This is a genomic window from Scandinavium tedordense (assembly GCF_024764965.1).
GTDB lineage: Bacteria > Pseudomonadota > Gammaproteobacteria > Enterobacterales > Enterobacteriaceae > Scandinavium > Scandinavium tedordense.
On sequence record NZ_JALIGG010000054.1, the window covers coordinates 86,110 to 106,571 of the forward strand.

Consider the following 20,462-nt stretch of genomic DNA (forward strand, 5'->3'; position numbering starts at 1 on the left):
GCTCAGAAAGGGTTGTTACCGGAGAAAGGCTCAGCGATAGCCACGCCAAAGTTTTTCAGTCGGCAGGTCGCCGCGAACTCATCTTGCATATTCACGAACAGGCACGGCTCGCCTTCGCATTCCAGTACAGAACTTGGCAATTCGATATCGGTTAACGCCTGGCTCAGCTTCTGCATCACGGGCCATGCGGTATCGCCGTCAGGACTCAGTAATTTCAGTGCCACCAGGCAATTATCATCTTCGTTACCGTTTTGCGGAATCGGTTCAACTCTTGAACCTGCAAAACCGGCAGACCAGCGATAGCTCTGGGGCAGTCGGTGTACGATAGAAAGCTGTAGTGTATTCACGTCTTTATTCCCCGGAAGCAAAATGCCTCACAAATATTTCACATCCATATTAACACATCGTTGACAAATCGTCCTGCATCCAGCCAAGGGTACGTACGTTTTTATCGTCACTCGTATGCCAAACCGGCATAACGGCGCTATATGTACCCGTTTCTGTGATCTAAAACAACCTTTTTATCTACAGTGATGTGACTTTTTACACTAATTGATTTTACATAAAATAAACATAATCGAGCAATACAAAACGCTTAGCAGTTGATATGCATCAAAAAGGGGCTGATTTCAGCCCCTTTTTGTTAAACAAATGTGTTTTAGCGCGGGTTTTTGCGAGGACGGCTGGCGTAGAGAGAGAATAAAATCGAACACGTGGCGCAAAATGCGATGGAAAACAGCATTGGCCACGCAGTGGTAAAGGTCGCCATAGACAGCAACGCCCCTACAATCGCGCCAATCCCGAAGCGGAAAGTTCCCGCCAGCGACGACGCCGTACCCGCCATGTGTGGGAATTCGTCGAGAATAACCGCCATCGCGTTGGAAGAAACCATCGATACGCAGCCCACAAATGCCGCTACGCCAAGCACCAGTGACCAGAAGCCCACGCCAAGCAGCGCGCATACCACCATCCAAACGGCCATCGCGAACTGGATCCACAGGCCGACGCGGAACATGTTCAGCGCCCCCACCTTGCGCACAAAGCGGCTGTTGATGATGGTCATGATGAACAGGAATACGATATTCAGCGCGAAGTAATAACCGAAATGCTGCGGTGAAACGTGGTTTAGCTCGATGTAAACAAACGGCCCGGCGCTGAGGAACGAGAACATTCCTGCGAAGCTGAAGCCACTGGCCAGCATGTAGCTCAGTACGCGCTTATGACGGAACAGCGAGGCGAAATTCCCCATCGTGGTGCGGATGTGAAACTTCTGACGGCGCTCCGGGGGCAAGGTCTCATCGATAAAGAAGAAGATCATCGTGGAGGCCAGAAGTGCGGCAATGGCGAGGATCCAGAAAATCGCATGCCAACTGAACCATACCAGCACCGCCCCGCCGACCATAGGCGCCACCAGCGGCGCAATGGTCGTCACCAGCATGACGAACGACATCATGCGGGAGAACTCTTCTTTCGGGTAAATATCGCGCATCAGGGCGTTGATCACCACGCTCGCGGCCGCCGCGGCAAGACCGTGGAAGAAGCGCATAATGATCAGTTGATCGATGGTCTGCGACAGCGCACAGGCCACCGCAGCCGCCGCGAACACCAGCGTGCCACCGAGAATAACCGGCTTACGGCCAATGCTGTCGGCCATTGGGCCATACAGCAACTGACCGAGGGCAAAGCCCAGAATGTAGGTGCTGAGCGTCATCTGCGCACTGCCCGCCGGGACGCCGAACTGAGCAGAAATGACCGGCAGCGCCGGGAGATACATATCAATTGAAAGCGGCATCAGCATGGCCAGGAGGCCAAGGATGAATACTATACCCAGCGAGGAGTGCTGCCTGGTGGTCACTAATCTACTCCTGAAGTTAGCGCGGCGATAAGCCAACGCTGGCGATTTCGTCTTCCGTCAGCGCCCGGTATTCACCAGGGGCCAAATCGTCACCAAGTTTAATCTCACCAATTCGTTCGCGATGCAGGCCTACAACGTGGTTACCTACCGCGGCAAACATGCGTTTTACCTGATGATAGCGCCCCTCACTGATGGTCAAACGGACTTCAGTTGGGGTCAGTACGTCCAGCTGCGCGGGTTTGGTCAGATCTTTTTCATTATGCAGCTGAACACCTTTAATGAATTGTTCAGCTGTGTCATCGGCCACCGGCGATTCCAGCGTCACCAGATAGGTTTTCTCGCAGTGGTGACGCGGGGAAGTGACACGGTGCGACCATTGGCCGTCGTCGGTCATCAGTACCAGGCCGGTGGTGTCGATATCCAGACGCCCTGCGGCGTGCAGCTTGTGCGCCAGTGGCTCATCGAGGAAATAAAGCACCGTCGGATGATCCGGGTCATCCGTTGAGCACACATAACCCTGAGGCTTGTTGAGCATGAAGTAACGCGGGCCAGTCGGTTGGGTTAACGGGTTTCCGTCATATTCCACAGTGTGTTCCGGCAGGACCTTAAACGCGCTGAGTTTGATAATCTCGCCGTCCACGGTAACGCGGCTGGCGCGAATTTCACGCCCGGCAATGGCACGGCTGACGCCGAGTTGCTGGGCGATAAACTTTTCGAGTCGCATGAAGTATTTTTAGCCTGTAATTGTGCGGGTATCGGGCGTGGCCCGAAAATGAAGCTGTACTAAGGGTTAAGTATAACGGCCCTGCTAAGCCACTCAAGCGAAAAGATTCATGGCATACTATTCAGGTGTAAATAATGATGCTGGAACCATGACTTTTACTCTTCGCCCTTATCAGCAGGAAGCGGTGGACGCTACCCTCTCCCATTTTCGTCAACACCAACAGCCCGCGGTGATTGTGTTGCCCACTGGTGCCGGAAAAAGCCTGGTGATAGCCGAGCTTGCACGCCTGGCGCGTGGACGTGTGTTGGTGCTTGCTCACGTCAAAGAACTGGTGGCGCAGAACCACGCGAAGTACCTGGCGCTGGGGCTTGAGGCTGATATTTTTGCTGCCGGACTAAAACGCAAAGAGAGCCACGGTAAAGTGGTATTTGGCAGCGTACAGTCGGTGGCACGCAACCTTGAGCTGTTTCAAGCCGAGTTTTCCCTGCTGATTGTCGATGAATGCCACCGCATCAGCGATGACGATGACAGCCAGTACCAGCAAATCCTCAATCACCTTAAGAAAGTGAACTCTCACTTACGCCTTCTGGGGCTGACCGCCACACCGTTCCGGCTGGGTAAAGGCTGGATTTATCGCTTCCATTATCACGGTATGGTGCGCGGCGATGAAAAAGCACTGTTCCGCGACTGCATTTATGAACTGCCGCTGCGCTATATGATTAAGCACGGCTTTTTGACACCGCCGGAACGGCTGGATATGCCGGTGGTTCAATACGATTTCAGCCGCCTGCAGGTACAAAGCAACGGCCTGTTCAGTGATGCAGATCTTAACGTTGAGCTGAAAAAACAGCAGCGCATAACACCGCACATCATCAGCCAGATTGTTGAATTCGCGCAGAATCGCAAAGGGGTGATGATTTTCGCTTCAACGGTAGAGCACGCCAAAGAAGTCACCGGCCTGTTGCCTGCCTCAGAAGCAGCGCTTATCACCGGCGACACGCCCGCGCCGGAACGAGACCGGCTGATTGAAGCGTTTAAAGCGCAGCAGTTTCGCTATCTGGTAAACGTCGCAGTGCTGACCACCGGGTTTGACGCGCCACACGTCGATCTGATTGCCATTCTGCGCCCGACGGAATCCGTCAGCCTTTATCAGCAAATTGTCGGCCGTGGTCTGCGTCTGTCGCCGGGTAAGACTGATTGTCTGATACTCGACTACGCCGGAAACCCGCATGACCTGTTTGCCCCGGAAGTCGGCGCGCCGAAAGGCAAAAGTGACAACGTGCCGGTGCAGATTTTCTGCCCTGCCTGCGGTTTCGCCAATACGTTCTGGGGCAAAACCACCCAGGACGGCACGCTTATCGAACACTTTGGCCGCCGCTGCCAGGGCTGGTTTGAAGATGACGATGGCCATCGCGAGCAGTGTGATTTCCGCTTCCGCTTTAAAAACTGCCCGCAGTGCAATGCAGAAAACGATATCGCGGCGCGCCGTTGCCGCGAATGTGACACGGTGCTGGTTGATCCCGACGATATGCTGAAGGCGGCGCTGAAACTCAAAGATGCACTGGTGCTACGCTGTAGCGGCATGACCTTACAGGACGGCGCTGACGAAAAAGGCCCGTGGCTGAAAGTCACCTACCACGACGAGGACGGGGCCGATGTGAGTGAGCGCTTCCGTCTGCAAACGCCCGCGCAGAAAACCGCCTTCGAGCAGCTTTTTATGCGCCCTCATACTCGCACACCCGGCGTACCACTGCGCTGGATAACGCCTGCCGATATCCTCGCTCAGCAGGTTTTACTGCGGCATCCGGATTTTGTCGTCGCGCGTAAAAAAGGACATTTCTGGCAGGTGCGTGAAAAAGTCTTTGATTATGAAGGCCGTTTCCGTCGCGCCAATGAGCTGCGCTAGGGAATTTTCTCGTGATGCCATTTTTTTCACTTTTTTTGCATCCGTTTTCTTCGCTCATTCGTATTAACAGTTGAGGGCACAAATTAGCCCGAATCGAAAACACAAATGAGGGAATGAAAATGAAACAATTTCTGCCATCTCTGATTTTTTCTGCACTGGTTTTCAGCGGCATGTCTCAGGCAGCCATGATGGATAACAACACTGTGATGGTCGGCGGTGCAGCCATGTACCCATCGAAAAACATCGTGCAAAACGCCATCAATTCGAAAGATCACACCACGCTGGTGGCGGCGGTAAAAGCTGCCGGGCTGGTCCCGACACTCGAAGGAACAGGCCCCTTTACCGTCTTTGCCCCCACTAACACCGCCTTCGAAAAACTCCCTCCGGGAACCGTGGACTCCCTGCTCAAACCCGAAAACAAACAAAAGCTCACCGCCGTTTTGACCTATCACGTAGTGGCGGGCAAATACGATATGAAAGCGCTTGAGAAAAAAATCAAAGCCGGGGGCGGTAAAGCCGAGCTGAAAACCGTTAACGGTGGCTCTCTGTGGGTCATGGCGAACGGCCCGCATAATATCCAGTTGAAAGATGCGCGGGGCAATATTGCCAACATCATCACCTACGACGTAAATCAGAGCAACGGTGTGATTGATGTGATCGATACTGTGCTGATGCCATAAAGCGTTGCCTATACTGTGTGCAGCCACTTTTGTGTGGCTGCACCTTTAACAGGGACCCTGATGACAACCAACGCGCCTCATATTCATGCCGGTATCATGTCCAAAATAGCCTCAGGCGATAAAGATGCCCTGGCACAGCTCTACCACACCCTTTCGCCTCGCCTATTTGGGATTATTTTGCGCATGGTCCGACGCCGCGACTGGGCGGAGGAAATCCTGCACGATACCTTTATTCAAATCTGGCAGTCTGCGACATATTACGATGAGCAACGCAGCGAGCCGCAGATTTGGCTGAGTCATATCGCCAGAAACCGCGCCATTGATTACCTGAGAAAACATGAGAATCGCTGCTGTTCGGTGGATGACATTACCGAAGCGGAAGAAGGCTTTCAGGCCCCGCTGCCGGAGGAAGACAGTCATCTGGAAGCCCGTCGTTTGCAGCACTGCCTGGAGAATCTACCGCCTGAACAGCGGCAAAGTATTGCTCTGGCTTACTATCGCGGGCTGTCACAAACCGAAATAGCACTGTCGTTGAGCCAGCCAGAAGGTACCGTTAAAAGCTGGATCCGCCGCGCGCTGGCACATCTCAGGGAGTGTGTGGGCCTATGAACATTCAGGAAAATGATGACTTCCTCGCCGCTGAGTTCGTTCTCGGTGTGCTGGATGAACCAATCCGAGCGCAGCTCGAACGAAGATTGGCCACCGATGTTGAGTTTGCGCAGCAGGTCACGCGCTGGCAAAAAGCCTTTAGCGGAATAGACGTGACAACGCAAGATGTCACACCTGCACCAGATGTATGGTGGGCCATTCAGCGCGATATTAATCAGAGTACCCCAGTAGCGGCGGCCGCTCCTGTTTATTCACGACCAACGGCCTGGGTCGGCTGGGCGCTTGCCGCCGCGCTGGCGAGCGTGCTGGTGTTCACTTACGTGACGAAACCGGAACAGATGTCACCGATGCAGCCCGTTGCGGTGTTAAATGGCGCGCAGTCGGGTGAACAGTTCGTGGTCAGCATGAATAAATCTGCGTCGATAATTCAGGTTTCGGCGCTTAACGTAACGCTGCCACAAAGCAAAAACCTGCAACTGTGGCTGATTAAAGGCAGCAATCCGCCGCGCTCACTGGGCCTGATAACCCACAATGCGGGTAACGAATTCAAACTGGGCGCCGACTCTTTGGACAATCAATCGGTACTGGCAATTAGCCTTGAGCCTGTTGGCGGTTCAAAACTGGCGGGTCCTTCAGGGCCGGTAATATTCCAGGGCAAAATCAGCACGCTTTAGTGCGCGGACGCGGCCAACAAAGAGACAGCCCGAAGTATAATGGGGAGAGTTTAGTTTGCCCCGAAAGGGATTGAAGGCTATAATCCCGCCCGCTTTTGCATGTGCAAAGCAGATCACTTGCCTGTTGCTGGGTCGCCTGTAACAGGATTACATATAGAGAGACATCAATGTTTACTTTAAACGCAGAAGTACGTAAAGAGCAGGGTAAGGGTGCGAGCCGCCGCCTGCGTATCGCTAACCAGTTCCCAGCAATCGTCTACGGTGGCGAAGCTGCTCCAGTAGCTCTGGAACTGGACCACGACAAAGTGTGGAACCTGCAGACTAAAGAAGGTTTCTACACCGAAGTTCTGACCATCGTGGTTGCTGGTGGTAAAGAAGAGAAAGTGAAGGTTCAGGCTGTTCAGCGTCACCCGTTCAAGCCAAAACTGACTCACATCGACTTCGTTCGCGCGTAATCGCTGACAAGTTGTGAAGAACCCCGCCTCGGCGGGGTTTTTTTATCGCTGATTTTGGGTTACTTACCGCTGGTACGGCGCTGTAACTGGTCACGCAGGTTGGGTGGTGTGCCTTTGATGGTCAGCGTATCAGTGGCCGGATCCCAGAAAATACGTTCGCCAAGCAGCAGCGCATCAAAGTTGATGGTCAGCCCACCGCCGCTTCCGGCGTATTTGGTCAGCTGGCGCAGCGTGCTTCTGTCCGCCGGGAAACTCTCTTCCAGCTCGTAGCCTTTGTCGGCGGTGAATTCGTGGAAACTCACTTCGCTGACGCCGGACAACTCTTTGGACAGCGACTCCAGCTCAATCTCTTCCCCGGCCTGCAGCTGTTCGTTGCAGTAGGTGTAGACCTGCTGGCGCACGTTCTGACGCTCGGATTTATCGAGCTCCGCTTCGGCAGTAAAATCGTCAACTGCCTGCAACAAACCGCGGTTCTGCGCTTTGGCGTTCAGCCCTTCGCTTGCCCCGAGGAAATCCATAAAGAAATCGGCCACTTTGCGCCCTACTCGCCCTTTCAGGAATGTCAGGTAGCGGCTAGAGTCCGGATTGGTTTCCCATTCGGTCAAATCAATACGCGCCACGATATCGGCGTGATTGATATCGAGATAGTGCGTGGATCTGATATCCAGCTGCTCGTTCACACGCATGCTACTCAGATTGTTGAGCACCGCCACCAGCAGATATTCCACCGCCAGATAGCGATAGTGGCAAAACAGCACGATGCCGCCATCAGCGAACGGGTATTTCGCCAGTTCGTCACGCAGGCGACCGGTCGCTGCGCGGCTAAAGGCCAGGAAATCTTCCTCACCCTGGCGATGCAGGCGCAGAGACTGGGCCAGCTCACTCTCTTCATTGAACATGCCGTAGGCTTTGTTCTTTGCGCTGTAGACCCGATGCAGCTCAGCCATCATCTCTTCGACCGTTGCCGTCGGCTCCAGCAAAGTATCGCGCAGCACCACTTCAAGGTTCTCTTCATCACGCTTGATCATCTGGTGCAGGGCAATCTGGTTGATATCCAGACTCATGTTAAACTCTCCTTTTAGACCGGACGGTATTCAACCATCGCGGACGCAACTGTGTAAAGGCGAAAAAAAGCGGAAAAAAAGCTGCTGCTACGGTAATATGTTGCCCTTTCATGAACAAACAGATTCTGGATTTATGCCGCAAATCTCCCGCTACAGTGATGAACACGTTGAACAACTGCTGACTGAGCTTGCCAACGTGCTGGAAAAACACAAGTCACCGACTGACCTTTCACTGATGGTGTTGGGCAATATGGTGACTAACCTGATTAACACAAGCGTCGCGCCAGCACAGCGTCAGGCGATTGTCCGCTCCTTTGCTCAGGCGCTGCAATCTTCTGTTAGCGACGACCCAGCGCACTAAGCGCAAAAGGAAGACGACAAACAGTTTATGGTGACTCATCGTCAGCCCTATCGAGAAAAAGTGTCCCAGATGGTCAGTTGGGGGCACTGGTTTGCCCTGTTCAACATTCTGCTGGCCGCAGTTCTCGGTAGCCGCTATCTGTTTGTCGCCGACTGGCCGACGACGCTGTCGGGTCGCGTGTACTCGTACATCAGCCTCGTCGGGCATTTCAGCTTTCTGGTGTTCGCCACCTACCTGCTGATCCTCTTCCCGCTCACGTTCGTTGTCATGTCCCAGCGCCTGATGCGGTTCTTATCCGCCATTCTGGCCACTGTGGGCATGACGCTGTTACTTATCGACAGCGAAGTCTTTACCCGCTTCCACTTGCACCTTAATCCGGTGGTGTGGGAGCTGGTGATTAACCCCGATCAAAACGAAATGGCCCGCGACTGGCAGCTTATGTTTATCAGCGTGCCGGTCATTCTGCTGATTGAAATGCTGTTCGCCACCTGGAGCTGGCAAAAGCTGCGCAGCCTTACGCGCCGCCGCCACTTTGCTCGCCCAGTCGCCTGGTTTCTGTTTACTGCATTTATCGCCACGCATGTGATGTACATTTGGGCTGATGCGAATTTCTATCGTCCGATAACCATGCAGCGCGCGAATTTGCCACTTTCGTATCCGATGACCGCCCGTCGTTTCCTTGAGAAACATGGCCTGCTCGACGCGCAGGATTACCAACGCCGTCTGGTGGAGCAAGGCGATCCGGAAGCCGTTTCCGTGCAATATCCACTGAGCGATTTGCGCTACCGTGATATGGGCACCGGACAAAACGTCCTGCTGATTACGGTCGATAGCCTGAACTATTCTCGTTTTGAGAAGCAGATGCCTTCCTTGGGCAGTTTTGCACAGCAAAACCTTAACTTTACTCAGCACATGAGCGCTGGTAATGCCGCCGACAGTGGGATCTTTGGTCTGTTCTACGGAATTTCACCAAGCTATATGGATGGCGTGCTGTCAGCTCGCGTTCCGGCGGCGTTGATTTCCGCGCTGAATCAGCAGGGTTATCAGCTTGGCCTGTTTTCCTCTGACGGATTCAGCAGCCCAATGTATCGCCAGGCGCTCCTGTCAGACTTCTCGCTGCCGCCATCCAAATCTCAGAGCGATGCGGACACCGCCTCCCAGTGGATTAACTGGCTGGGGAGCTACGCGCAGGAAGAGAACCGCTGGTTCTCCTGGATTTCGCTCAACGGAACCACTCTTGCCGATACCCAGAAACAAAGCTTTAATCGCCGTTATGCCCGCGCTGCCGGGGATGTCGACAAGCAGATTGACCGTGTGCTGGCCGCGCTCAAAGCGTCCGGCAAGCTCGACAAAACCGTGGTGATTATCACGGCAGCGCACGGCGTATCGCTGGATAAAAAAGGCGCGAATTTCGACTGGTCTCGCAAACAGCTTCAGGTTCCATTGGTGGTTCACTGGCCGGGTACGCCAGCACAGGAAATCACTACCCTGACCAACCATAAAGATGTGATGACTACGCTGATGCAGCGTCTGCTGCACGTCAGCACGCCTGCCAATGAATATTCTCAGGGGCAGGACTTGTTCAGCGCCACACGCCGCCATAACTGGGTCACCGCCGCGAGCAATACTGACCTGGCGATAACCACGCCGAAGGTGACCGTCGTGCTAAATCACAACGGCAACTACCACACGTGGAATCGCGACGATGAGAAAGTGGAGAACCAGAAACCACAGCTGAGTCTGCTACTCCAGGTGTTGACCGAAGAGAAACGCTTCATCGCTAACTGATTGATTTTTTTTGAATGATTTTGCGGAAGCCGTTTTACATCCGACGTTGAAAACGGGAGTATTATTTTTCGGCGTCGGTACGTAGCGCAACCTGGGAGCGCATCGTCATGGGGTGCGAGGGTCGAGAGTTCAAATCTTCCCCCTGCCGTTACAGATGATATTGCTCAGCACTCTACTCTTTCATGATTGGCTAACCGCCCAACGAGTGAGAACAGTGATGCGTCGACGAGGGTATTTTTACTTAACCATTACGCTTTAGTGGCATGATGAACCCTCTTCATCTGATAAAGATTTTCATCTGCCTTTTTATAACAATCGGTAAAATCATCGATGAAGAGACTGATCCCATAGGAAAATGTGAGTGGGATATCGTACCCTTCATGAGGAAAGGAGCTCAGACCTTTAGCCAGTCGCGCCATCTTATCTTCCACATGCCCAACCGCAACATTGCGTAACAACAGCACAAATTCATCTCCCCCCATGCGGATCAATGAATCTCCGTCACACAGATCTTTCATCACATAGCGGCTAAAAAAGACCAGCGCATCATCGCCGGTGTGATGGCCATAGGTGTCATTGATTATTTTGAAATCATTCAGATCAATCACCACCAGCACCGCGCTATCTCCCGCAGACAGGTTCTCAATAACAAATTTGCCACCTTCGCGTGAAAGTGCCTGGGTCAACGAATCTGTAGTCAGTTTGTTCATCATCATGGCACTGTTGTTGTGCGCCTTTAGGAATAGCATGAACACAAATAGCATCACCAGGTTAGAAAGAATAAACATTTCCGGTCTGGAGTTAATCAACATATTCAGATGAATTTTGGTATTAATATAATAACCAGGGGTTAATTTAATATGATTCACAGTTAAATCCGGCAGCGCATTTTTATGCGTTGAGATGCTCATCGCAATATCGTTCTGCTTTACACTATGAATGCTTATCTCATAACCGTTAATTTTGGTATTTAGCTTTTTGAAACCATCCTCAAACAACGTGGTGAGATCCTTGCGTGTATAATCAGTTGCAATGATCCCTGAGACCTTACTGGCGCGAGAGGTGAAATTATTCAACACCACGGGAACACCAATGGTAATACTGGGTAAGTGTGTATGTGAATCTTCATAAACGTTGCTGTAGAACAACTCCGGCACCGTAAAGCCATGACTGTCGTTTAACTCTTTAGCTGTATTAAGCAGATAGTTCGTTAATCTGAAATGTGGATTATTTTCAGATATCTTAATAACCTTGTCATCATCCAACGCATAATAATATCCACTGTCACCATCCGTATAATACGTTGAAAATTTCGACTTATACTCACGACCAAAACTGCGCCAGAAAGCGTGAAGAATCAGAAATTTTTTGCGGTGCTCGACATCCAGCATATTATTCCATCGTGCCTGCGTCTGATTATCAGTGCCATAATGAGGATAGTTGATCGCATCCTCTATACTGATATCAAGAATTTTATCAATGACGCTGTTCGATAATTGAAGCATCGACCCTAATGAAGACGCCATACTGCTGTTATTCCGCGCATCTTTATTGATCACGTTGACAATATCCGATGAAACAAGCTCAATGTTTGTCCTGGCCTTGGAGAACGAAAAATAGAGCATGAAGACGTTAATCATAATAAAAATGATCATCAACACGCACAAAACTAGCTTTTTTTCAGATTTTAGTTGATCGGAATTTTTCATTGTCATCAAGATTTTGTTGTCAAATTACATACCTTGCGCCGCATCTATTACTCTGCTTCAGGTTTGAATTATCAAGGCTGAGTGACTAAACGGATGAGCCCATTATCGGGCTGCCAGAATGAAAAGACCTGAGGGCGGGCATAGTAGTAACCCTGCGCCTTAGCACATCCCATCTGCTGCAATTTCTGTCCCATCTCTGCGGTCTCTACGCCTTCGGCTACTAACGGAACCTTGAACTGTTGCGAAAGCATGATCACCGAAGAGATAACCGCCTCACTCTTTTTATCGTTGATAATGCCATTCACAAAACCGCGATCGATTTTCAGACAATCAAAAGGAAGCAAGTGCAGATAAGAGAGGCTCGAATAGCCGCTGCCAAAATCATCAATGGCAAAAGAGAGTCCAAGTCGGCGGAGATAATTCAAGTGTTCGATTACCTGATCGGTGTCCTGCAGCAGCACGCTTTCTGTTATTTCCAGGCAGATATTTTTATTTATCAATCCATTATTGGTAATGCATAACAGTAAGTGTTCGGAAAAATCAGCTTGCTGTAACTGAACTGCAGAAATATTAATGTGTAATTTGAAATCAACGGGTGCGCCACGCTTAATGAAAGCAGCCAGCTGTTGGCATGCTTCTTCCACAATCCAGCGCCCGAGGGGAATGATAAGGCCGGTACGTTCCGCCAAGCCAATGAACTTATCTGGCGGTACAAAACCCAATACTGGAGATTGCCAGCGGATCAGGCATTCGCCTTCAGAGAAGGTATCCGGGGAGTCCAGATTAATAATCGGCTGCAATACAAGATGAAACCCCTCGCGTTGCAAATCTTTAAGTAAAGCCTGATGCAGGGTGACATTATTGAGTTCTTTTTCACGCATATCGGGCGTGAAGATGACGCATTCACGATTTGCACCTGGGCGACTATGCTGCAAGGCCATTGCCGCATTCATCGAACACTCGCTAATATTCTCGGCCGTTAATGTTTCAAGACTTCCACCCGCTTGACCGGCAAACACATACTGGTGCCACTCGTCAGCATCACCGCTGTCATTTCTGTTCGCCACATTAAACAGAGACGAGAGCAATCCCCAGTAGATATCCAGATCCTTAGCTTCGTTAACCCCAGGAAAAATCAAGATAAAGAGATCTTCAGCATAGCGGCAATGCAATGTATCCGCAGGCGTCAGGGCTAATAGCTGCTGGGCGAAACTGCGAATGTATGTCTTCGAATAGGCATGGCCCAAAGTGCTGCGTATATCGTTGAGGTTGGTCAGTCGAAGCATCAATAACAGGTTACGTTCCTGATACAGCGAGGGCTGATTCACTAACCCTGAGCGCGTCAACAACCCGGTCTCCGAGTCCTGTTCCAATCTGCTGGTGTGCTCATCAAGGGCACCAGAAATGAACATGGAAGCATTGGAGAGTTCTGCTTCTAATGCAGCAATTTCCGGATACATACGTTGTTGTCTGGAAGGCTGCCAAGGTTGCAGACCCAGCGCCCTGGCTTTCTGCATGAGTTGATTAAAGGGATTGAAGAACCGACGAATGAGCACAATCATTATCGCTAACGCTGCCAATACAAACACCGCAAAGGCAATGAACCAGCTGATATGAGAGCGGAACAGCGAAGCAGGAGCTGAGATATCTGGCGTCACAATAACCAATGACCACTTCAGCATCCGTGACGGGTCGGTAAAAGGATGCGTGGCAACATAATACTGTACACCCTCCTCCTGCACAGTCTTTACGCCATCATGTTGCGTACTCGCCACATTCAGAAAAGGCAAATGCTCAGTAAATTCTGCTGAACCCGTCTGCTGTGTATGTTGCTTTGCAATCAGATATTGATTATCCGATGAGGCAATAATATTACCGCGTTCATCGAGCAATACAGCGAAACCATGCTCGGCTGGAAACTGCTTTTTCAAAAAAAGACTCAGTCCCGCAGGATCGATGTCAGCAAAGAAGACCCCGAGGAAATGATGATTATTTTGGTAAACAGGGACTCGCCAGCTCATGACTAAACGGTCTGCCCCAAAACGAGTGTAATGCTTAGGGGTCCAGAAAGGGGTTTTCTGCGACATAGCCTGGTTAAACCAAGGGCGGGAAAAGAGATTATAGTTCTCAATTTTATGAACAGGTATCGCGGAGTCCGAATCACTCTCGAAAAAGTTCAGTTGGTTCTCACGGCCGACCGCCGTTTTAATCATATAAAGATCGTTAGTGGATTCTTTCCGTTGATAGGCAATATATTGTCCATCAGCTGTGACGTAGCCCACGCACAAAATCGACTCTCCCCCAGGGAAGTCTTCCTTAAGCAAATGTTTTAATTCTTTGTTAATTGCTTGAGAGGTTCCCGCTGTCTCACTCATCGCCATATGGGAGACGAATGCTCCGGCAATCCCGGGTCTATTAAGATATTCTTCAACATGCTGACTGATATGCAGACTCTCTTCGTGCAGCATCTTCTCCGAGGTTTCAGCTAATAGCGAGTGCGTTGTTATTTTTTGCAAATAACAGATCATCAACACCAGTAAGATGCAGAACACGATTAAGGCAGTGACCAACGTGCTGACAAAGGAAACAGGATATTTTTTTTGGACATTATTCATTATTTTGTTTCCACTTCAGCTAACACGTCATGAAGCATTGCGTTTTCATCTGCATGTTGATAATAAAATTGATTGTTCTCACAATGCCACGAAGAAAATACATTCGGGTAAGCAAAATGGAACCCTTGAGCCAGGTCACATCCCATCGCAATAAGTTGTTCACTAACTTCAGCTTTTTCTACACCCTCGGCAATGAGAGGCACATTAAATCCTTTCGCCAGGCTTAGCAAAGAATGTATAATTGACAGATTAATGTCGCTTTTTGTCTGCCCGGTCATGAATTTCTTATCGATTTTGATATTGTCAAAAGGCAATTTATGCAAATACGAAAGATTTGAAAATCCCGCCCCGAAATCATCGAGCGTAATTGAGATGCCGTGCCGACGAAGATAGTTGAGCACCTGATAGGCCTGTCGCATATCACGCATCAGAACATTTTCAGTTATCTCAATACTGATATTTTCGTTACTCAATCCATTTAATTTAATAGTGTCGAGCAAATGCCAGGCAAATCCTTGATGTAAAATCTGAACAGGCGAAATGTTAATATGTAATCTGAAATGACGAGGTGCACCTCGTTCAATTAGCGCCGCCAGCTCACGACAAGCATTTTCAATAATCCAACGGCCTAACGTAATAATTAATCCACTCTCTTCCGCGATTGGAATGAAATCATCAGGTGGAATAACACCCAGTTTCTTTGAATTCCAACGGATAAGGCATTCACCCGCGACGCAAGTGCCTTCGTCATCTTTACCAACAATCGGCTGGAGCACCAGATAGAATTCATCCTGAGCAATCGCTTCACCCAGGGATTCATGCAGCTGGATATTGATCAACTCTCTTGCACGTAAGTTTTCACAATACAGCTCTGTTGTCGCATTCCCTTTTCTCAGCGAAGACTGGAGCGCGAGCCAGGCATGCATCAGAATATCAATGATGCTATCGGGTGTGACGTCCTGTAATACCATTCCGGCATTGCCTGAAAAAAGGAGATGCGTACCTTTATTGTCATGCTGTTTCTTGGTTGATGAAAAAATTGAATTTATAAGTTTTTGATATTTAAAAATATCTTTATCCTGGTTGATACCAGGAAACACAATGACAAATTTATCAATATTGTCCCGAGAAATAATTATATCGGTCGGCAAAACATCATGTAAACGCTTGATGAAGGTATTAAGCTGTTCTTCCGCATATTTATAGCCCAGCGTATTCATTATGGTCTTGGTGTTGGTAACCTGCACCAGAGCAACCAAATTTCGCTTGTTATAAATGCGCTGATCTTTGAGTAAACCATGTTGTGTATACAACCCGGTATCCGGATCCACTTCAATTTGGTTTCGCAACTGGTCGAAACTGTTTGAAAGCTTATGCGAAAGATTCCTGAATCCCGACTCAAGCTCTTTTATTTCTTCAAACTGAAATCTGCTATTATTCTCTTGCCATTGCCCGCTCTCAAGTTCTCGGGTTTTTTTGGCGATATCTCGTAACGGTGATGTAATATGCGACAGTACCCAAGTGATTAACGCTATGCTGATGAGAAGGACCAGAAGCAGTGCGATAATAAGCGGTTTTTCATTTAAATGCATCGAACCCAGCGCTTCGCTCGCAGGAATGATAACCATAACCTTCCAGTTTAATTGATGGGTATTATCTGTTACCGGAAAAGAACTGGCATAATAATCTTCGCCCTCAACCTTAACCTTAATCACTTCAGAATCATCAACCTTCCTGAGTTGACTGTTAACGGATTTAACCATTAACGGTGCGTTAGCAATAGGCATAAGATAGGATGAATCACTTTTCTGGATAAGCGTCATTTTCTCATCAGAAGAGGCGATAATCTTGTCCGTAGTGTCAATAACCAAAAGCGTGCTTTTTTTATAAGGTTTTAATTGGATTAGCTTGCGATTCAAATCAGGAAGATATAATTCGCTGGATACCACCCCTACGAAGTTACCTTTTTTGTTAAAGGCCGGAGAACTGTAGGCAATACCCAGTTGCCTCACAAGATCCATATCGAGGAAAACAGCTGTCCACGATGCCGAGATACTTTCGTTAACGCTTTTGAACCAAGGACGCTCTTTCATATTATAATGAGGAGCGCGCATGGTGACGGTAGATTTATCCGTCATGCCACTGTACGACGTTAACATATGGCGAGTGCTCGCATTATTGAGGGTGAGAAATTCTAATTTGCTATTTTTTGGATTATGATCGATTCCCACAAAGTCGCCATATCTGCTGCCATACTGAACATTTTTAAGACCGGAGTCACTCTGATAAACATCGTTCAGGACATGACCGAGGATATGACGCACATCATCCACTGGAATATTATCATTACTGTTTTGCCGCATTGCAGTCAGAATCGATTCATTGGCTTGTCGGGGTAAATTAATATATTCTTCAACCGATTTCTTAAGCTCATCCGAATGAGATTCGATCTGATTATGAATGATTGTGTCTAGCATATTCATTTTATCTTGATAAGCGATCATAGAAAAAATGATAAAAACACAACACAATGACGAAATGAACAATACCGTCACGACTCTGGCTAGAGAGAAATGTTTAAATTTAGAAGATATTGTCATCATAGATAATAGTATCAAACCAACCAAATTCCAGTTGATTATTCCAGAAGTCAGTAATGAGAGGATTGGGATACCAATCGCGAAGTGAAAGGTGTTTTAAGAAACAATGATACAATGTAACTGGTGCTAACCTGAAGTGCTTTGTCGTTTATTTTTAAACCATCACATGCTAAAATCGCTACTACTCTTTATTATACCCGCAGCGTGGTCTTGAGGGTGCCTTGATTATCACTAATAATTTAATAATAAACAAAATACTCTGTATTTCTTTTATTCTCGCGTGAGTTTCTAATGCCTTCTGTTTAAACCCCCTTTGAGCATCGAGACTTGTCATTTCTGCTCTTCTGACGGCAATTTTTAGGGAAATGAGCAATGGTTGTGGTCAGAGGGTACTGGGTCAATCATATCAACCGTAACACTGACGTAGGATTAATTGAGTTATAATATTCTGTATAGACATTGGAATTACGCAAGTAAAATAAACATACTCATGAACAAAAACTTACTAAGTTTACTATTAATTGGCGCGGCCAGATAGGAAGATAATTTTCATCCATAAAACGTATCTCAGATAGATATTTACCCCTTGGTTTGCTCGGTTATTTTTTACATGAAAAATGGTATATCGCAACAACTCTTTACTCATTGGTTTCGATACCTATTTACTTTGCATCAGTAAATCGTAAGCACTCTTCACGGCAATAACGATGTGTTATTAGGGCCAGAATCGTGCATTTTGTCGGTTAGCCCAGTGGGTGCAGAAAAAACACGGCACACACCCGTTGTAAACAATGTGTTATCCTCCGCGTTTAGTGAATAACGCAAACTCGATCCTGATTAAGGACATTAAGAGGTTTTATGCGCATCGGTATCGCCTTCCCTATCCTGTGTTTTATCGTCGCTGTCGCTTTCCTGGCCTGGTTTATCATTGGTGGTTACGCCACGCCGGGTTCCTGATTTTCAGTGGCAATCCCTCTCAGTAGATATCACCACATATTATTAAAATTTTGGTAAATTATACTTACCATTAATAATAGTGATGGTACGATCTGCTTGTTGCTAACTGATCAAAAGGATTAACAGTGAAAAACGCATCCAAATTTGCTGCCGCCGTGCTCTCTCTGGCTTGTGTTTCTGCCAGCGCTTTTGCGGCCAATACGCCGCTTGAAAAAGTCGCCCCTTATCCGCAAGCGGAAAAAGGGATGAAGCGCCAGGTGATTACGCTTCCGCAGCAAAAAGACGAGTCCGGCTACAAAGTGGAGCTGCTGATTGGTCAAACGCTGGAAGTGGACTGCAACCAGCATCGCCTGGGCGGTGAACTGGAAAGCAAAACGCTGGAAGGCTGGGGTTACAACTACTACGTCTTCGATAAAGTGACTTCCCCGGCGTCCACCATGATGGCCTGCCCAGACGGAAAGAAAACGCAGAAATTCGTGACCGCGTATCTGGGTGACGGCGCGATGGTGCGCTACAACAGTAAGCTGCCGATTGTGGTTTACACGCCTGAAAACATCGACGTGAAATACCGCATCTGGAAAGCCGAAGACAGCGTGCAGAACGCCGAAAAGCGCTAATTCAGCGTTAAAAAAGCCCCGGTAATTCGGGGCTTTTTTACTACAGGGCGATATCCGCCACCGGTTGAAGCTCTACTAACGAAGGCGTGAACTGCGCCTGAGGCACCGGATCAACCGGCGTGTCGGCATCATAACGCAGGCCAAGCACTTCGCTGGTGTGCGCTAGCGTCTGCTGAATGGCCTGCGGATCCCCGCTCAGGCTGCTGCCGTAAGTTGGCACTACCGAGCGCAGTTTTTCCTGCCATGCAGGCGAATTCACTTTCTCTTTGAATACCTGCGCCATCAAATGCAGCATGATCGGAGCTGCCGTCGATGCGCCAGGTGACGCCCCCAGCAGCGCCGCCACGGTGCCGTGCTCGTCGCTCACCACTTCGGTACCCAGGCGCAACACGCCGCCTTTGTCCTCGTCGCGTTTGATGATTTGCACGCGCTGACCCGCCTGCCACAACCGCCAGTCGCTTTTCTTCGCTAACGGATAGTATTCCTGCAGCGCAGCCAGACGGTCTTTATCATTCTGCATCACCTGTCCGACCAGATACTTCACCAGACTGAAGTTATCCAGCCCGACGTTAATCATCGGCATAATGTTTGATTTGTTGGTCGAGCCGAGCAAATCCCACAGCGAACCGTTTTTCAGGAACCTGGTCGAAAACGTCGCGAACGGCCCAAACAGCACCGCGCGCTTACCATCGATGATGCGGGTGTCAATGTGCGGAACCGACATTGGCGGCGCGCCCACGGAGGCCTGGCCATACACTTTCGCCAGATGATGATTCACCACCTCCGGGTTTTCGCACACCAGGAACTGGCCACCGACCGGGAAGCCCGCGTACTCTTTCGCCTGTGGAATGCCGGTCTGTTGCAGCAGTTTGAGTGCCGCCCCGCCAGCGCCGATAAAGATAAATTTCGCCCGTATGGTACGACGAACTTTAGCGTTGTTGGCATCAGAAACGGTGACCATCCAGCTATTATCCGCGTTGCGTTTAAAACGGCGCACCACGGTGTTGAGCTGCAACGAGAAATTGTCATGACGGCGCAGGCCGGCAATCAACTGGCGGGTGATTTCACCGTAGTTCACATCGGTGCCGACTTCAGTCCGCGTCGCGGCAACCTTCTGCTGCGGGTCGCGCCCTTCCATCACCAGCGGAGCCCACTTCTTAATCTGATCGGTATCTTCGGAATAACGCATTCCCTGGAACAGGGAGTTCTGCTGAAGTGCTGCATAACGAGCACGGAGGAAGTTAACGTTATCTTCGCCCCACACAAAGCTCATGTGCGGTACGGTATTAATGAAGGTCTTCGGCTGTTGCAAAACGCCGCGTGTCACTTGGTGCGCCCAGAACTGGCGCGAGATCTGAAAGGCTTCGTTAATCTCGATGGCTTTGTCGATGCTGACAGTACCATCCGCTTTTTGCGGCGTGTAGTTCAGTTCCATCAGAGCGGCATGGCCGGTACCAGCGTTATTCCAGCCGTTAGAGCTCTCCTCGGCGACGCTTTCCATACGTTCAACCATGGTAATGGACCAATCCGGCTCCAGTTCCTGAAGCCAGGTTCCCAGCGTGGCGCTCATGATGCCACCGCCAATCAATAACACATCCGTCTCATGCTCGGTACGGGCGTGGGTCTGGTCTGCCAGAGGTTCGGCATCTAAACCAACCGCCTGTGAGCTGCGTACGGCCATCTTTTTAGTCATCGTAATGAGCCTTACTGTACTCGCGTTTTTTGTTTTAGCGCAGGTGAAACGATTCGGGGAAATCCACGTTAGCACTGACGGTTAAATATTTAAATATTGTTTAATCTTTAAGTTCTGTTTTGATAACTGTTATAAAAATGTTTAATAAATGTGTC

At 49.4% G+C, this 20,462-nt stretch carries 17 protein-coding genes; 9 read left to right on the forward strand and 8 right to left on the reverse strand.

All coding sequences use genetic code 11. From position 1 onward, the window contains the following. Nucleotides 1–2: 2 nt before the first annotated feature. The 3 genes from MUU46_RS09415 to rsuA all read right to left on the reverse strand — a co-directional run bounded on the left by MUU46_RS09415 (nt 3) and on the right by rsuA (nt 2,579). The gene (locus tag MUU46_RS09415; protein ID WP_159752846.1) at nt 3–347 is read right to left on the reverse strand and encodes a YejG family protein; all 345 of its coding nucleotides are present in this window, start codon (nt 345–347) and stop codon (nt 3–5) included. Nucleotides 348–658: 311 nt separating this feature from the next. Beyond that, nucleotides 659–1,855 carry a Bcr/CflA family multidrug efflux MFS transporter gene (locus tag MUU46_RS09420; protein WP_258965391.1) on the reverse strand — a complete coding sequence of 399 codons (1,197 nt, stop codon included), beginning with the start codon at nt 1,853–1,855 and terminating at the stop codon, nt 659–661. Between the two features lie 16 nt (nt 1,856–1,871). Further along, nucleotides 1,872–2,579, reverse strand: a complete 708-nt coding sequence (gene rsuA, locus MUU46_RS09425; protein WP_159752842.1) for a 16S rRNA pseudouridine(516) synthase RsuA — start codon at nt 2,577–2,579, stop codon at nt 1,872–1,874. Between the two features lie 148 nt (nt 2,580–2,727). On the opposite strand from rsuA, the gene radD reads away from it, so the two are divergent. The 5 genes from radD to rplY all read left to right on the forward strand — a co-directional run bounded on the left by radD (nt 2,728) and on the right by rplY (nt 6,903). Next, nucleotides 2,728–4,485 (forward strand): DNA repair helicase RadD, encoded by a 1,758-nt coding sequence (gene radD, locus MUU46_RS09430; RefSeq protein WP_258965392.1) that lies wholly within the window; start codon nt 2,728–2,730, stop codon nt 4,483–4,485. A gap of 119 nt (nt 4,486–4,604) precedes the next feature. Next, nucleotides 4,605–5,165 carry a fasciclin domain-containing protein gene (locus tag MUU46_RS09435; RefSeq protein WP_258965393.1) on the forward strand — a complete coding sequence of 187 codons (561 nt, stop codon included), beginning with the start codon at nt 4,605–4,607 and terminating at the stop codon, nt 5,163–5,165. A 60-nt stretch (nt 5,166–5,225) separates the two neighbouring features. Continuing rightward, nucleotides 5,226–5,774 carry a sigma-70 family RNA polymerase sigma factor gene (locus tag MUU46_RS09440; RefSeq protein ID WP_159752836.1) on the forward strand — a complete coding sequence of 183 codons (549 nt, stop codon included), beginning with the start codon at nt 5,226–5,228 and terminating at the stop codon, nt 5,772–5,774. Then, the gene (locus tag MUU46_RS09445; protein WP_159752834.1) at nt 5,771–6,448 is read left to right on the forward strand and encodes an anti-sigma factor; all 678 of its coding nucleotides are present in this window, start codon (nt 5,771–5,773) and stop codon (nt 6,446–6,448) included. Before MUU46_RS09440 ends, MUU46_RS09445 begins: the two co-directional genes overlap by 4 nt. Before the next feature lie 167 nt (nt 6,449–6,615). Further along, nucleotides 6,616–6,903 (forward strand): 50S ribosomal protein L25, encoded by a 288-nt coding sequence (gene rplY, locus MUU46_RS09450; RefSeq protein ID WP_125353642.1) that lies wholly within the window; start codon nt 6,616–6,618, stop codon nt 6,901–6,903. A 59-nt stretch (nt 6,904–6,962) separates the two neighbouring features. On the opposite strand, the gene yejK is transcribed toward rplY, so the two are convergent. Next, on the reverse strand, nt 6,963–7,967 hold the full coding sequence (gene yejK, locus MUU46_RS09455; RefSeq protein ID WP_258965394.1) for a nucleoid-associated protein YejK: 1,005 nt from the start codon (nt 7,965–7,967) through the stop codon (nt 6,963–6,965). Between the two features lie 133 nt (nt 7,968–8,100). Here yejK and MUU46_RS09460 point away from each other — a divergent pair, with 133 nt between their 5' ends. Together MUU46_RS09460 and yejM are read left to right on the forward strand one after the other, a co-directional pair. After that, complete coding sequence (locus MUU46_RS09460; protein ID WP_159752830.1) at nt 8,101–8,328, forward strand: YejL family protein; 228 nt, start codon at nt 8,101–8,103, stop codon at nt 8,326–8,328. 27 nt (nt 8,329–8,355) lie between these two features. Continuing rightward, nucleotides 8,356–10,116, forward strand: a complete 1,761-nt coding sequence (yejM, locus tag MUU46_RS09465) for an LPS biosynthesis-modulating metalloenzyme YejM (protein ID WP_258965395.1) — start codon at nt 8,356–8,358, stop codon at nt 10,114–10,116. A 248-nt stretch (nt 10,117–10,364) separates the two neighbouring features. On the opposite strand, the gene MUU46_RS09470 is transcribed toward yejM, so the two are convergent. From MUU46_RS09470 to MUU46_RS09480, 3 genes are all read right to left on the reverse strand, one after another. After that, nucleotides 10,365–11,825, reverse strand: a complete 1,461-nt coding sequence (locus MUU46_RS09470; protein WP_258965396.1) for a GGDEF domain-containing protein — start codon at nt 11,823–11,825, stop codon at nt 10,365–10,367. A 71-nt stretch (nt 11,826–11,896) separates the two neighbouring features. Next, nucleotides 11,897–14,440, reverse strand: coding sequence for an EAL domain-containing protein (locus MUU46_RS09475; protein WP_258965397.1), 2,544 nt, complete (start codon nt 14,438–14,440; stop codon nt 11,897–11,899). Next, entirely contained in the window at nt 14,440–16,917 is a 2,478-nt protein-coding gene (locus tag MUU46_RS09480; protein ID WP_258965398.1) for a bifunctional diguanylate cyclase/phosphodiesterase, read from the reverse strand. The genes MUU46_RS09475 and MUU46_RS09480 overlap by 1 nt, the downstream gene beginning before the upstream one ends. A gap of 981 nt (nt 16,918–17,898) precedes the next feature. Here MUU46_RS09480 and MUU46_RS09485 point away from each other — a divergent pair. Both MUU46_RS09485 and eco read left to right on the forward strand, forming a co-directional pair. Beyond that, complete coding sequence (locus tag MUU46_RS09485; protein ID WP_146220051.1) at nt 17,899–17,997, forward strand: YoaK family small membrane protein; 99 nt, start codon at nt 17,899–17,901, stop codon at nt 17,995–17,997. A gap of 125 nt (nt 17,998–18,122) precedes the next feature. Then, on the forward strand, nt 18,123–18,614 hold the full coding sequence (gene eco / locus MUU46_RS09490; protein ID WP_159752811.1) for a serine protease inhibitor ecotin: 492 nt from the start codon (nt 18,123–18,125) through the stop codon (nt 18,612–18,614). Between the two features lie 40 nt (nt 18,615–18,654). Here eco and mqo read toward each other — a convergent pair whose 3' ends face one another. Continuing rightward, nucleotides 18,655–20,307, reverse strand: coding sequence for a malate dehydrogenase (quinone) (mqo, locus tag MUU46_RS09495; RefSeq protein ID WP_159752809.1), 1,653 nt, complete (start codon nt 20,305–20,307; stop codon nt 18,655–18,657). Nucleotides 20,308–20,462 lie beyond the last annotated feature (155 nt).

Excerpts from the sequence above, each read along its gene's own strand:
- MUU46_RS09435 (WP_258965393.1), top strand. The coding sequence starts at position 4,605 with ATGAAACAATTTCTGCCATCTCTGATTTTTTCTGCACTGGTTTTCAGC.
- rsuA (WP_159752842.1), bottom strand. The coding sequence starts at position 2,579 with ATGCGACTCGAAAAGTTTATCGCCCAGCAACTCGGCGTCAGCCGTGCC.
- MUU46_RS09475 (WP_258965397.1), bottom strand. The coding sequence starts at position 14,440 with ATGAATAATGTCCAAAAAAAATATCCTGTTTCCTTTGTCAGCACGTTG.
- radD (WP_258965392.1), top strand. The coding sequence starts at position 2,728 with ATGACTTTTACTCTTCGCCCTTATCAGCAGGAAGCGGTGGACGCTACC.
- MUU46_RS09485 (WP_146220051.1), top strand. The coding sequence starts at position 17,899 with ATGCGCATCGGTATCGCCTTCCCTATCCTGTGTTTTATCGTCGCTGTC.
- MUU46_RS09470 (WP_258965396.1), bottom strand. The coding sequence starts at position 11,825 with ATGAAAAATTCCGATCAACTAAAATCTGAAAAAAAGCTAGTTTTGTGC.
- MUU46_RS09460 (WP_159752830.1), top strand. The coding sequence starts at position 8,101 with ATGCCGCAAATCTCCCGCTACAGTGATGAACACGTTGAACAACTGCTG.
- MUU46_RS09480 (WP_258965398.1), bottom strand. The coding sequence starts at position 16,917 with ATGCTAGACACAATCATTCATAATCAGATCGAATCTCATTCGGATGAG.
- yejM (WP_258965395.1), top strand. The coding sequence starts at position 8,356 with ATGGTGACTCATCGTCAGCCCTATCGAGAAAAAGTGTCCCAGATGGTC.
- MUU46_RS09445 (WP_159752834.1), top strand. The coding sequence starts at position 5,771 with ATGAACATTCAGGAAAATGATGACTTCCTCGCCGCTGAGTTCGTTCTC.
- mqo (WP_159752809.1), bottom strand. The coding sequence starts at position 20,307 with ATGACTAAAAAGATGGCCGTACGCAGCTCACAGGCGGTTGGTTTAGAT.
- yejK (WP_258965394.1), bottom strand. The coding sequence starts at position 7,967 with ATGAGTCTGGATATCAACCAGATTGCCCTGCACCAGATGATCAAGCGT.
- rplY (WP_125353642.1), top strand. The coding sequence starts at position 6,616 with ATGTTTACTTTAAACGCAGAAGTACGTAAAGAGCAGGGTAAGGGTGCG.
- MUU46_RS09440 (WP_159752836.1), top strand. The coding sequence starts at position 5,226 with ATGACAACCAACGCGCCTCATATTCATGCCGGTATCATGTCCAAAATA.